15 protein-coding genes and 1 pseudogene are annotated in these 12996 nt (G+C 44.2%); 10 read left to right on the plus strand and 6 right to left on the minus strand.

All coding sequences use genetic code 11. From position 1 onward, the window contains the following. Positions 1 to 267: 267 nt before the first annotated feature. The 4 genes from ACBR23_RS02275 to ACBR23_RS02290 are packed head-to-tail and all read left to right on the plus strand — an operon-like array spanning position 268 to position 2705. On the plus strand, positions 268 to 1728 hold the full coding sequence (locus tag ACBR23_RS02275; RefSeq protein WP_371118625.1) for an NB-ARC domain-containing protein: 1461 nt from the start codon (positions 268 to 270) through the stop codon (positions 1726 to 1728). Between the two features lie 28 nt (positions 1729 to 1756). Beyond that, positions 1757 to 2005 (plus strand): type II toxin-antitoxin system Phd/YefM family antitoxin, encoded by a 249-nt coding sequence (locus ACBR23_RS02280; protein WP_371118626.1) that lies wholly within the window; start codon positions 1757 to 1759, stop codon positions 2003 to 2005. 12 nt (positions 2006 to 2017) lie between these two features. Then, complete coding sequence (locus ACBR23_RS02285; protein WP_371118627.1) at positions 2018 to 2317, plus strand: type II toxin-antitoxin system HigB family toxin; 300 nt, start codon at positions 2018 to 2020, stop codon at positions 2315 to 2317. Continuing rightward, complete coding sequence (locus ACBR23_RS02290; protein WP_371120888.1) at positions 2301 to 2705, plus strand: type II toxin-antitoxin system HigA family antitoxin; 405 nt, start codon at positions 2301 to 2303, stop codon at positions 2703 to 2705. The genes ACBR23_RS02285 and ACBR23_RS02290 overlap by 17 nt, the downstream gene beginning before the upstream one ends. 83 nt (positions 2706 to 2788) lie before the next feature. Here the strand turns inward: ACBR23_RS02290 and ACBR23_RS02295 are convergent, their stop codons facing one another. After that, on the minus strand, positions 2789 to 3181 hold the full coding sequence (locus tag ACBR23_RS02295) for a XisI protein (RefSeq protein ID WP_371114252.1): 393 nt from the start codon (positions 3179 to 3181) through the stop codon (positions 2789 to 2791). Continuing rightward, positions 3166 to 3585, minus strand: a pseudogene (locus ACBR23_RS02300) (element excision factor XisH family protein). Before ACBR23_RS02300 ends, ACBR23_RS02295 begins: the two are co-directional and overlap by 16 nt. Positions 3586 to 3740: 155 nt before the next feature. Here ACBR23_RS02300 and trpC point away from each other — a divergent pair. The 3 genes from trpC (at position 3741) to ACBR23_RS02315 (ending at position 6408) form a co-directional block, all read left to right on the plus strand. Then, positions 3741 to 4643, plus strand: coding sequence for an indole-3-glycerol phosphate synthase TrpC (gene trpC, locus ACBR23_RS02305; protein WP_371118629.1), 903 nt, complete (start codon positions 3741 to 3743; stop codon positions 4641 to 4643). 275 nt (positions 4644 to 4918) lie between these two features. Next, positions 4919 to 5164 (plus strand): DUF5340 domain-containing protein, encoded by a 246-nt coding sequence (locus ACBR23_RS02310; protein ID WP_371114250.1) that lies wholly within the window; start codon positions 4919 to 4921, stop codon positions 5162 to 5164. A gap of 86 nt (positions 5165 to 5250) precedes the next feature. After that, entirely contained in the window at positions 5251 to 6408 is a 1158-nt protein-coding gene (locus tag ACBR23_RS02315) for an alanine--glyoxylate aminotransferase family protein (RefSeq protein ID WP_371114249.1), read from the plus strand. A 62-nt stretch (positions 6409 to 6470) separates the two neighbouring features. Here ACBR23_RS02315 and ACBR23_RS02320 read toward each other — a convergent pair whose 3' ends face one another. From ACBR23_RS02320 to ACBR23_RS02335, 4 genes are all read right to left on the minus strand, one after another. Beyond that, positions 6471 to 6686, minus strand: a complete 216-nt coding sequence (locus ACBR23_RS02320; protein ID WP_340525937.1) for a DUF2949 domain-containing protein — start codon at positions 6684 to 6686, stop codon at positions 6471 to 6473. A 588-nt stretch (positions 6687 to 7274) separates the two neighbouring features. After that, positions 7275 to 7787 carry a DUF192 domain-containing protein gene (locus ACBR23_RS02325; RefSeq protein WP_341735526.1) on the minus strand — a complete coding sequence of 171 codons (513 nt, stop codon included), beginning with the start codon at positions 7785 to 7787 and terminating at the stop codon, positions 7275 to 7277. A gap of 462 nt (positions 7788 to 8249) precedes the next feature. Next, complete coding sequence (gene zds / locus ACBR23_RS02330) at positions 8250 to 9686, minus strand: 9,9'-di-cis-zeta-carotene desaturase (protein WP_371114246.1); 1437 nt, start codon at positions 9684 to 9686, stop codon at positions 8250 to 8252. 110 nt (positions 9687 to 9796) lie between these two features. After that, the gene (locus tag ACBR23_RS02335; RefSeq protein WP_371118630.1) at positions 9797 to 11431 is read right to left on the minus strand and encodes a hypothetical protein; all 1635 of its coding nucleotides are present in this window, start codon (positions 11429 to 11431) and stop codon (positions 9797 to 9799) included. 164 nt (positions 11432 to 11595) lie between these two features. Between ACBR23_RS02335 and ACBR23_RS02340 the strand changes: the two genes are divergently transcribed. From ACBR23_RS02340 to ACBR23_RS02350, 3 genes are all read left to right on the plus strand, one after another. Next, positions 11596 to 11949: an iron-sulfur cluster assembly accessory protein gene (locus ACBR23_RS02340; RefSeq protein WP_340524627.1), complete on the plus strand. Its 354-nt coding sequence runs from the start codon at positions 11596 to 11598 to the stop codon at positions 11947 to 11949. 73 nt (positions 11950 to 12022) lie between these two features. Continuing rightward, the gene (locus ACBR23_RS02345) at positions 12023 to 12439 is read left to right on the plus strand and encodes a M48 family metallopeptidase (protein WP_340524629.1); all 417 of its coding nucleotides are present in this window, start codon (positions 12023 to 12025) and stop codon (positions 12437 to 12439) included. 347 nt (positions 12440 to 12786) lie between these two features. Then, positions 12787 to 12984 (plus strand): hypothetical protein, encoded by a 198-nt coding sequence (locus ACBR23_RS02350; RefSeq protein WP_340524632.1) that lies wholly within the window; start codon positions 12787 to 12789, stop codon positions 12982 to 12984. Positions 12985 to 12996 lie beyond the last annotated feature (12 nt).

Below are 12996 nucleotides of genomic sequence, written 5' to 3' on the forward strand. Positions count from 1 at the left end.
TCGCTTTCCTACAAAGTTTATATGTTGTTGTCATAGTCCTAAACGCAGAAACCGGGTTTTTCACTAAAATACTGAATGCTGACCTTTAACCTGACAAAAAACCCGGTTTATTTGGTATTTATGCGTCAGTCCTATATCATTCATAATTACCTTACTTGTATAATATAATTCCAATTTAGTCAAGTCGGAAATGAAACAGCCTACCAAAGTAGGATTAAGTCGGAAAAGTAGGATAAAATCAGTAAAAATCCGACACCTAGCCTACCTATGGACGCTCAGGAAATCTTAAATTTTGCCGATGACTTAGTTTTTGCCAATACGGGAAAACACTTAGAACCTCTACAACAATCTATACTTCGGAGTGCTTGGCAAGGTCAGAAATACTCAAAAATAGCACATGAATTTCACTGTACGGAAGGTCACGTCAAGGATACTGCATCGGAATTATGGCAGCTATTTTCCAAAATATTAGGCGAAGAAGTCAATAAAGCAAATTTTAGAGTCAGATTGGAGCAAGTAAAATTCTCAAATCTCTGGAACTTCAATAAAGATATTGTACAAATTGGTGAAATCAACTTCTGTGAAAATAGTTCACATTCCCCAAAAGTCTCCAACTCAGCAATTGATGAAGAAATTCTAAACAAAGACAACACTGAACCCAAAGTGCGTCAATTCTTAGCTGAAATGCCTATGTCTGGCATTTTCTACGATCGCACCACCTCTCTCACCACCCTCAAACAGTGGATTTTGCACGAAAACACCCGCCTACTCGCCATACACGGCATAGTCGGCATCGGCAAAACCGCGATCGCCGCCCAACTTGTCCAACAAATCAAACATGAATTTGATTTCATCATCTGGCGAAGTCTCGCCACATCTCCACCCCTGTCAATACTTCAAACCAGTATCATTCAATCTTTCTGTAGGGGCGGTGCCCCCGTGCCCGCCTCAGATGAAGGGACAACCACAGGGGGATTGCCCCTACTAGAATACTTGCAAAAATACCGCTGTCTGCTGATACTTGATGACGTACAAATGGTAAATAGCAGCGGACAACTTGCTGGTGATTACAAACCTGGATACGAAGATTACGGCACACTATTCAGACAGGTAGCAGAATTATCTCACAATAGTTGTTTAGTGCTGCTAAGTTGGGAAACACCCAGAGAAATTGCCGTATTAGAAGGCAAAAACCAGCCTGTTCGCTCATTACAACTCAATGGTTTAGGTGCAGAAGCGGGGGAAATCCTTAGAGAAAAAGGTTTAGCTGAAGATACAAAATGGTCAGAACTAATTGAACAATACAGAGGCAATCCCTTGTGGTTGAAAATAGTTGCGACAATGATTCAAGATTTATTTAACGGCAGTCTATCGGAATTTTTGTCTGACGATCCACTATTTTTAGGTGATTTAGAATCTTTACTGCATCAGCCATTTAATCGCTTATCCGAGTCAGAAAAACAGGTAATGTCATGGCTAGCGAGTGAAACCGCGCCAGTTTCACTTGCAAAACTGCCAGATAATATGCAATTATCCCGATCGCACTTTTTGAAAGTTATGCAATCCTTGGGACGGCGTTCATTAGTTGAAAAAATCCCGGAGGGCGATTCCCTACGGGATAGCTACGCTTCACGCACATTTTTCACCCTTGGCCCGGTACTAAAAGAATATGTCAAAACTAACTATTCCCGCCCAAACATAGAAAAAGAGGCCCGATCGCCCTTATAATATTCTTAGTATTGGGAAGCCAAAAACCATGTCACTCACACAAACCCAAGTAACCTATACTGAAGCTCAAGCGAATCTTGAGGAACTGTGCGAACAAGTCATCAGCGATCGCGATGCCATCATCATCACCCGCAAAGACGGCGAAAACGTAGCCTTAATTGCCGCTGACGAATTGGCAAGCTTAATAGAGACAGTCTACCTGCTGCGATCGCCCAAAAATGCCGATCGCCTCCTAAGCGCCCTGAAAGACGCCCAAGCCAGAACAGCCAAACCTTAAATCGATCGCTAAATGCACGTTATCAGTCGCAAAAAATTAAGAGACTACTGCCAAAATCATGCTGATTCCTGCGAAGCCCTCGATGATTGGTACAAGATTGCTAGTCAAGCCAACTGGACTAAGCTTATTGAAGTTCAAACTATTTATCCTCAAGGTGAAGCAGTTGGAAATTTTACAATTTTCAATATCAAAGGAAATAAATATCGCTTAATCGTAAGTCTTAACTATCAAAAGCAGATTGTTTATATCAAATACATTTTGACTCATGCAGAATATGACAAAAACAACTGGAAAAATGACCCTTACTTTTGACTTCGACAGGTACAGCAGCTTGCTATCTCAATATCAACCGCGCATCATCAAAAATGAAGATGAAAACGAGATATTTTTAGAAATAGTTGAAAGCTTGCTTTCTCGGAACAATCTAACTCCCGAAGAAGATACTCTCCTAGAACTCTTAGTCAAACTAATTGAGGATTTTGAAGAAACACATTATAAAATAAATGCTTCAACTCCCCACTCAAGACTTCTTCATTTGATGGACGCTAGAAGTTTAGAACCAGCGGATTTAGTAGAAATTATTGGCACAATTGATATGGTAACTGAAATCGTTAATAGTCAACTAGAAATTACTAAAAAACAAGCTGAGGCTTTGGGAAAGTTTTTTCATGTCAATCCGAGTTTGTTTCTGTTCAATTAATCACAATCTCTCATATCTCTTAGTCCGCGTCGGCGGACTTCATTTGTTTAGACGCGATTTCAATCGCCGAATAATCTATCGGCTTAGGCCGATCGCACAGCAGCAGATTCAGCAACAATTTCTTCATCTTCGTCACTCAAACCCGTTCCAAATTCAGTATATTGCCGCACTTGAGGATGCCGAAAACCGAGTACAATATCTTCATTAGGAACATTTGCTGCTAGTAAATCCGTCGCCACACCTTCTTCGGTATCATCATATTGAATCCAGATTTTATTCCCGATCAAATCGATGTGGATTGGTGTGGCGTGAAGGTAATTGTCATCATTCCAACCAATATCCAAAACTAAATAGCTTCCTCGTTCATCATCAAATAACAGTTGAGAATGATAGCCATCAGGTATAGTATTGTAGAAGTTAGCGTGTTCCTGAAGTATGGTTTTGATAATTTCTTGGTATCTCAATCTGGTATCCATTGAAGTATTGCCTCACTTTTTTCATCAAAAACAATCAGTTTAACAATTTGATTTTTTAATAACACTTGCCCTAATTCTATGGTAAATACGCTCTTAAAAGCAGCCTTAGAAATAGCCAGATATAAATTTGTATCGATCTGCATTTCATTAAGCACTTGGCGGTAAAGAACTTACTGTCCCAAAGCCTGCTCCAAATCTTTTACATCCGATCGTCCCACAAAACTCTTGACCTCAACAACAATTTTTTCGGTTCCTTTTTCAGCATTAATTAGACGCTCTGCACCCAAGTCGGCAGATAAACGCTTGCGACCAATTTGCATGGGAAATGGATCGTGAGTAATTGTCCAGCCATCTTTTTGTAAGGCACGCTTAACTGTCTCGTGATATATATCTTTAGCTGACACGCATTAGCTCTCAGGCTAGGAGGATTTACTGTAACTATTATATAATACTTTTAAACTTGTCGCGATCGCGGTAAGGTATAAATCCCCAGCCTAAAAACCTCGCTGTCAACTGTCAACTGTCAACTGTCAACTGTCAACTGTTTATCCCCCCTATCATGCTCCAAATCCGCCGCCGTCCCCCCAGCACCTCCGTCTCCGTACTCTACCTCAGCTACGAAATCGCCGTACCCGACTCCCAACCCCGGCACATCCTCGAAGAAATCGTCTGGCAAAAAGAAGCGGAAGTAGCCCAAAAACGCGATCGCACCCCCTTAGCAGATCTTTACAAAAAACTCCCCTTCGCACCAAAAACCCGCGACTTTCTCGCCGCCCTCAAACATGGCAAAACCAAACCAGCCATCATCGCCGAAGTCAAAAAAGCTTCCCCTAGTAAAGGCGTAATTCGCGAAAATTTCGATCCAGTGGCGATCGCCCAATCCTACCAACAAAACGGCGCCACCTGCATCTCCGTACTCACCGACGAAAAATTCTTTCAAGGCAGCTTTGAAAACCTCAGCAAAATCCGTTCCGCCGTCGATTTACCACTGCTTTGCAAAGAGTTCATCATCTATCCCTACCAAATCTATCTCGCCCGCATTCATGGTGCCGATGCCGTACTTTTAATCGCAGCTATTCTATCAGACAAAGACTTACAATACTTCGTCAAAATTGTCAAGACATTAGGCATGACAGCCTTGATAGAAGTTCACACTCAAGAAGAACTAGATCGCGTATTAACCCTAGAAGGCGTCAACCTAATCGGCATCAACAACCGCAACCTAGCAGACTTTTCCGTCAGCCTAGAAACCACCAGCCAACTATTAGCCTCGCGCCAAACCGAAATTCAAGCCAAAGACATCCTCATCGTCAGCGAGTCAGGCATCCACACCCCCGACGACCTCGCTAAAGTCGCCAAGGCCGGGGCCGGCGCTGTCCTGATTGGCGAATCCCTAGTCAAACAGCCAGACCCAGGCGCAGCTTTAGCCTCCCTTGTCGCCGACATCCCCAGTCCCCATTAGTCACAACTTAACAGCAGCAAAAATGATACTCACAGGTGGCATCAAAATCCTTCATCTCTCTCTTCTGGAGACTCTGTGGTGTCTGCGGTTTCTGCGGTTAAATCATTCCGAAATAATTAACAATGATATCAAACGCCAGATTCCTTGACAATCTCCCTAAATTCTGATAATAGTTAATTTAGAAGAATTATGGGAAATCAAGTATTTATAATTCAATTCTCATACCTCATGGCAATTCCCATGAGGTGTCGGTTCACTGAGGTATGTCGTCTTTAATGGAACCAATTCCCCTTCCGTCACACGTTCACTACGAATTGCTACTTCAATTGTTGGAACGTAAAACAATGTTGGCTGTCAGTCCGCAATCAACACAGCAACAACAAGTTCAACAACTGATCGTTACTTTGCGGAAAGCCCTTGCCCTTCAGAAGCAATTAGAACAAAGTTGCGATCGCTCCAAATTACCAGTAGAATACCGCTGGTCGCTGAATGAGACAAATCCTAGGGAAATTAAAACTTAAAACTTAAAAAACTTAGAGAGACGATTCCGCAACACAGCTTTTTGATCTATTCTGTTAACTCCCACAGAAATAGTTAGGACAACATCATGGATAACAAATCAATGCTGATGATTCCCGGCCCCACGCCGGTACCCGAAGCGGCTTTGCTGGCGATGGCAAAACACCCGATGGGGCACCGCAGCAAGGAATTTGATGCGATTTTTGCAGACTGTACCGAAAACCTGAAATGGCTGCACCAAACGAAGAGTGATGTGCTGAGTTTAACCGTTTCCGGTACCGGTGCGATGGAAGCTGGGATTATTAATTTCTTGAGTGCGGGCGATCGCGTTTTAGTCGGTACCAATGGTAAATTTGGTGAACGTTGGGCCGAAGTTGCCGAAGCTTACGGTTTAAATGTCGAAATCATCAAAGCCGAATGGGGCCAACCTTTAGACCCCGAAAACTTCCGCGAAAAACTCGAAGCAGATACAGAGAAGCAAATCAAAGCTGTCATCATCACTCACTCCGAAACCTCCACCGGCGTCCTCAACGACCTTGAAACCATCAACCGCCACGTTAAAGCCCACGGTGAAGCTTTAATTATGGTCGATGCTGTCACCAGTTTAGGTGCTGCAAATGTGCCGATGGATGCTTGGGGAATTGATGTGATTGCTTCCGGTTCTCAGAAAGCTTACATGATTCCCCCTGGTTTGGGTTTTGTCGCCGTCGGCCCTAAAGCTTGGGAAGCTTACAAGACTGCGAAATTGCCTCGCTATTACTTGGATTTGGGCAAATATCGCAAAGAAGCTGCCAAAAATACGACTCCTTTTACTCCACCAGTCAATATGTTTTTTGGACTGCAAGTAACTTTGCAGATGATGAAAGCAGAAGGGCTGGAAAATGTCTTCGCGCGGCACAAACGGTTGATGACAACTACTCGCGCCGCTGTACAAGCTTTAGGTTTGCCCTTATTTGCTGCTGATGATTGCGCCAGCCCTGCGATTACTTCCGTGATGCCGCCCGCCGAAGTAGATGCACAAAAGGTGCGGACGTTGATGAGAAAGAGATTTGACATTTCCCTGGCTGACGGACAGGATCATTTGAAAGGCAAAATCTTCCGCATCGGTCATTTAGGCTTTGTGTGCGATCGCGATATTCTAGCAGCTATTTCCTCTTTAGAAGTGGTGTTGCGAGAAATGGGTTACGAAGGCTTTGTTCCTGGTGCCGGCGTTGCCGCCGCTGCGAAAATTTTAGCTGAATCTTAATCCAAGTTGTTAAAGGATTTTGGATTTTAGATTTTATCTAAAATATAAAATCTAAAATCCTTTTAATATGCTTGGGCCAACCAATCAAAGATTTTATCTAACTGTTCTAGCGTCACCAAACCGTACTGCCACAATACCATCGGCAGGGAATTCGGGTCGCGATCGCGTTGGCGCTGTTCGTTACCGCCCACACGTTCAGCGACATCAATTGACGCGCGAGAAATCGCCAAATCTTCTTGTAAAAATCGAATTAAACGAGTATAAGTAGCGGGTGTCATTAATTTTTCCTCCAAGTGTAGGACACCATTTTCTGATGCGAACCTGATGTTTTTGATGAGTAATAAGCCAGTTTAAAATCTGTCTTGAAACTGTGGATATCTGTTAAAACAGTATTTGCAGTTAAAAATGGAAATTTTGTGGTTGAGTGCGACTCTAAAGCCAACCTTTCCCCAAAAGTGAAAGGTTTTCGATTTTTGTCGCTGGGGGTTCGAGGGATGTGCGATCGAACCTAAACTGAATACCTCTGCATCTTTGCAGCGCGAATCTAAATCAATTCTGCTACCTACTTAAGACTACTAAACCAGGTTCAGAGTATAACTTCATCTGCCAAAATGCAGAATCCGCAAATCTACTTGATTAATCTAGGTTAGATTTGGCGATTCCAACCGCAACCTGCTATCTCAAGCAGTCCTGGACTTACTAAGATCGACATCGTAGCAAATCTTTTGGTACTTGTACTGGCTTAATTATTAATAATTTAACAGATTTAATCAATTTTTGTAAAGTTTCTAAATATTTCTCAAAATAATGGGCCATGTCCCTCGACCAATTTTCCGGGAAAATCAACCTAAAATGACTTAATTCGGTTAAATAAACTCGATCGCAATTCGATCGCCAACTTTGAGACCAAGTTCAGCAGCCCGCCCGCTACGGAGTTCGATGACTCGATCGACCATCGTATCCGGGCCATAGGTGGGACAAGGATCGGCAGTACAAGGAGGTGCCGCAGGTTGGATGGCTGTCACCACTCCATCCCGCAGAAAAATCATATCCAGAGAAATCTCACAATTTTTCATCCAAAAATTCACCCATCGCGCTGGTTTGAACTCAAACAACATCCCTCTGTCATCAGGTAGAGAAGTTCTATACATTAAACCCATAGCCTGTTGTTCCGGGGTGGTAGCGACTTCAAGTTCGATCGAGCGATCGGCTATCCTAGCTTTAGCGGAAACAGGTAAAACTTGACCTTGGGAAGCTGTCAATGTAGGCTGCAATGCCAAAGTAGCAGTAACCTCAGAATTTGCTACAGGCATTGTTGGCGAACATCCCAGCAAACATAAACCTAGCCCAATACCCAGCAAATTAGCAAAATAACTCATAAGTAGAAGGAAGAAGGAAGAAGGAAGAAGGAAGAAGAACCCCCCCCCTGCCCCCCTAGGGGGGAAATTCAGGAAGAAGGAAGAAGGAAGAAGGAAGAAGAACCCCCCCTGCCCCCCTAGGGGGGAAGGAATATCAATTCCTCTCTTCATCGGAATTATTCATTTCTCTCTGTGTTCTCTGTGGTTAAATCACCTGACGGTGCAACGGTCAACGATATCATATAAAATCTTCTCTTCATCGGAATTATTAAACTCTCTCTTCTCTTCCTTCGCGTCCTTCGCGCCTTCGCGGTTAAATCATTCCGATATAACCGGAATTGATATAAGAAGCAAGAAGTAAGAAGGAAGAATTCAGCCCCCCTAGCCCCGCCCAAGGGGGGGAAGGGGGAAATTCAGGAAGGCTATTGATACAGTAAGGTTTTGGGCCATCTGTATATGACGTTTAATTAAAAGGACTAAGGACTAATGACTGTAAGCTTCCAGAATTGCCTTAGCCGCTTGATGGCCAGAAAGTGTTGCTCCTTCCATGCTATCAATATAATCTTGCTGAGTGTAACTTCCTGCTAGAAAGAAATTGCCGATCGGCGTTTTTTGAGCAGGCCGATAAAGATCCATTCCCGGTGCTTCCCGATACAAAGATTGAGCCAGCTTCACTACACTATACCAAGTCATGTTTAATTCCCGCGCTGATGGGAATAAATCCTGAACTTGCTTGAGTACGTGTTGGGCGATCGCCTCATTGCTTTGTTTAATAAACGGATCTCCAGGAGTCAACACCAACTGTAACAGAGAACCTTCCCCTTCCTTATAATAATCCTTGGGACTTGTCAGCGCCAAATCAGCAAAACAAGAAAAATCTGCATCGGCGGAATATAGCAAATTATCAATTCCTACAGCATGACTTAATTGTTTGCGTTTGGCTTCATCGTCCAATTCCGTTACCCAACCGTCAAACCGCAATTGCACTGTCGCCACCGGCACAGCATCCAACTTGTAAATATTATCAAAGTCCGACCATTTCCGCCAAGCTGGGGGTAATATTTTTTGAATTCCAGGCACATCCAATGCAAAAACATAGGCATCGGCAGTAATAATTTCTTCAGTTTCCCCACTAGCTACAGCTAAGCCCGTGACGCGAGTTTCTGCACCTTCTTGAAACTGAATTTCTCGCACTCTGCGCCGCGTGTAAATTTTTGTGCCTTTGCTTTCTAAATATTCCACAATTGGTTTGTGCAAATATTCGCTAGGAGAACCAGCCAACATTCGCATCACCGAGGCTTCTGTTTTGGTGGCAAAGAATTGAAAAATTGTCAACATACACCGGGCTGAAATATTTTCAGTATCAATAAAACCCAGGGCATAGGCGATCGGATTCCACATTCTTTTGAGGGAATTTTGGTTGCCACCGTGGCTGCGAAACCAGTCAGCAAAACTGATTTTATCCAAATCGCGGATAGTTTTCATCGCCCCATCAAAGTCGATCAAACCTCGGACGATGGGGCTAGTTCCCAGGGCGAGGGAATTTTGGATTTTGTCCTGTACCGATAGCTGAGATGTAGTGAAAAATGCCTTCAATCCGTGAAAAGGAGCACCTACCGGGAAACGAAAATCTAAACTACCTGTTTCGCCACCTCGATTGATAAAAGTGTGGACGTGTTCTTTCAGGAGCAAATCGTCAAAAGCTCCCACTTTTTTCATGAGAGCAAATAAGTTATAATAGCAGCCGAAGAAGACGTGTAAACCCATTTCAACGTGATTGCCATCTGGATCTACCCAACTGCCAACTTTGCCACCGACAAAGGGGCGGGATTCAAAAATTTCTACTTGGTGGCCTGCATCCACTAAATCGACTGCTGTTGTCATTCCAGCCAGTCCTGCACCTGCGATCGCAACCCGCATTTTCCCTATCCTTTAGTGTATTTTTACAAATTGTAACAAATTTAAGAATATCAGAAATTTGAGGAAAGACAGTTAACTGTCAACAGTCAACCGTCAACCGCCAACTAACATCAAAACGTCGGCATCAATTGCAGTGGCCCAATGCCTAAATCTTTAGCAGACACCCAGCGCACTTCAAACAAAGCGATCATATCTTTAAGTTGAGGTTGGCCGCGAGAAGCACCCATCAACCCTTTAGCAATCACCAAACCACACCAACCTTGAGTTGATTGACAGCGACGCTCCCATTTTTGGCGGGCTGCTTGATGCACTGGATCGTCTTCATTAAACTCTCCAAACAAATACAAATCGCCATTTTTAGCTTGCAGAATACCCAAATCATATTGCTCATCTTGAAAAGGATCTTCTCCCGGATTAAAGCAAATTGCCTTGACTCCTTCTGCTTCCTTCAAATCCTGAATCATGGTTTTTGCCTTCGGATGGGAAGTTTGAATCATCACCACCGGCAAACCATCTCCACTGGGATTAATATCAACTTCTGCACCTTGATAAAACTGGGCATTGCCACGCAAAAAATCTACCGTTGCCCAAGGTACGACACCGAGACTCAAAAATGAATTAGGCGGTACTAAATCGTCCCGCAGTGGAGGCATTTCAAATTCATCATCGTCATCATCATCATCTTCCAGCATCTGCCACAATTCGTCGGATACCTCCGGCATCGTGGAAACTTTCACCGATACCTGCTGAGTTTCCCCGTCAGCAAGGGGAACGGGGATGCGGTAGCGGCTGCTGAGGGTGGGAAATGTTTCTGCTGCAAGTTTGCGCCGACTATTGCGGAAAAAGCGGTGAAATGCTTCGAGAGCAACTAACATTGTCAGGGCTTCTTCTTCATAAAGAATCGATCGCAAACCTTCTAAAGGATGCAGGTTGCCAAAATTCGGTTCAATTTCCGATGGAGGCAAATCGGCTAAATCAATTTCTTCCTCATCTTCATCAAGTTCCATGGCACTTTCAAAAGTGAGAAACAAACAATCTTGCCCTAAAAAAGCCTGTTCCAAATCTTCAAAAGAATCATCATTAACGACTCGCTCTCGAAACCGCTTCAACGATTCTAGGGAGCGATAGAGCAAAACTCCATAATCCATTCTGCCCTGACCCAATACAGACACGTAAAGGCTGGCGACATCCCATTGATTGACTTCAATAGATATAATCTGATGTTCTCTCAAAGTCTGCCACGGAGCATCGTGCCAAATTTGAGCAGCTTTTTCCATGAGAACATCAGCATACTCAGGAGGCAATTCAGGAGGTCTGTTGACGGCAACCTCTTCCATTCCCCGAAATATTTCGTCTATGAGGGGTAATTCCGGTACATAGTCGATCGCAATACCTAAATCTTGAAGTACCCCCCGCAGATAAAATTGAATTTCTCGGTTTTTGACAACTATTTTTTGAGGGCGGACTGCGGGAGAGGGACTTTGGGGATGTTCCATCGCTCGCAGCAGTGCCCGGACGATCGCCTCTGGGCCAGCATCCGGGCCCACCATATCCATAGCCCTGACAACCCCTTCAGAGCCATCTACCCAGAGAATGCACTCGCCACCACCCTCTAGGAAGTCATCATCGTCTACGATCATGTGTGAGTCAGCATTAGACAAGGGTCGGCGATCGCCCTCCCACACGCTGGGAATTTGAGGTAAGTTTTGTAGCCGACGAAGAGTAGAGCGATTCAGCGCTGCCATTAGAGTAAGCCCGTTGGGTGAAGCATGGTTGCGGTGCCCCACTAAGGGTCAACCGCTGCCTTTCAATCATAAACCCTAGGGGGAAAGGGGGGGACAACACCTGTACAATGGATGAATTAAGATGAAACTCTTAGGATCAAATAGTATCAGGAGTTCAGAAAATTATGACTCAAGCCATTTCCCAAAAGCGGGGCATTCAAATGACTGACTCCGCAGTCCGTCAAGTATTGAGCCTGAGAGAAAAACAAGGCAAAGACCTCTGCTTGCGCGTAGGAGTGCGCCAGGGTGGCTGTTCTGGTATGTCTTATGTGATGGATTTCGCAGACCCCAGCACCGTCCAATCCGACGATGAAGTGTTCGATTACGAAGGCTTTCAGGTAGTGTGCGATCGCAAAAGCATTCTCTATCTCTACGGTTTAGTCCTCGACTTCAGCGACGCCATGATCGGCGGCGGCTTTCAGTTTACCAACCCCAACGCTACCCAAACTTGTGGCTGCGGTAGTTCTTTTTCTACATAAACCTGAAAATTGGGCAAACAATCAATAATTGCCCAATGCCCTTTTCAATTCCAAATTCCAAATCTCAACTCCCATGACCCCTGAAGAATTGTTTAAAGATGGTTTCGATCGCTACCAAGCTGGAGAAGCCCCAAAAGACTTGATTCCCCTGTTCAAAGAAGTGTGCCTGAAAGCGCCTAAAAACGGCAATGCTTGGGCTAGTCTCGCATGGCTATACCTATTGGAAGATAAACCATCATCAGCCCAAAAAGCAGCGAAAACCGCCGTTAAATTGAACCCTCACGACCCCCAAGCCCGGATCAACCTAGCAGTCGCCATCCTCGACCTGAAAGAAAAAGGAGTGCGGCCTCATGTAGAAATAACTCAGCAACTCTTGATGGCATCCGACGAGTTGCTAGAAGAAGTTAAAAAGAATTTTGAAGATGGGTTAAGCAGAAAACCGGACTGGAAGAGTCTCACCCGCGTTCAGCAATGGCTTTTTGAGCCTTAACCAGGGAAACCAGTCGATTTTTGCGCGGGGATCGCAGAAATCGGCTTGGGGATTTATTACGATGTCGTAATAAATCAATAAATAACTTTATGGAAATCTCAGGAATGCAGTGCTAGTATTTGAAAACTTAGCTAATACGAACAGTGGGGCTGGACGCATTCCTCACTTTAAAATGCTGTAGAGGGAAACAATTGGAGTACCTTGAAGGAAGTTCTAGATATCCTTGACAGGACTCTGAAACCCAAACCAAATCGCTTGCGATTGGTGTGGGGGCGCCACACGATTCAGCAATCCGCCCAGCGGAATACAAGCTTAGTTAACAACACAGTACCAGGAGTTAGAAGACTATGAGCACTGAGAACCACGTTAATATCAAGCCAGCGACTCGCAATCACAAAGGTTTCTTTATTCAGCCAGCATCCTACAAGCTGATGAGTATCGATAAGTCTGGTTGGGCATTGATTTGCATAGACAAAGCAGTTTGTCATTATGTCGATCCTGATGACTTGCAACTACCGAATAAATCGGGAAATACTGAAGGTTAATCCAGCAGTTTT

Origin of the sequence: Microcoleus sp. (assembly GCF_041354475.1) — a bacterium.
Lineage (GTDB): Bacteria > Cyanobacteriota > Cyanobacteriia > Cyanobacteriales > Microcoleaceae > Microcoleus.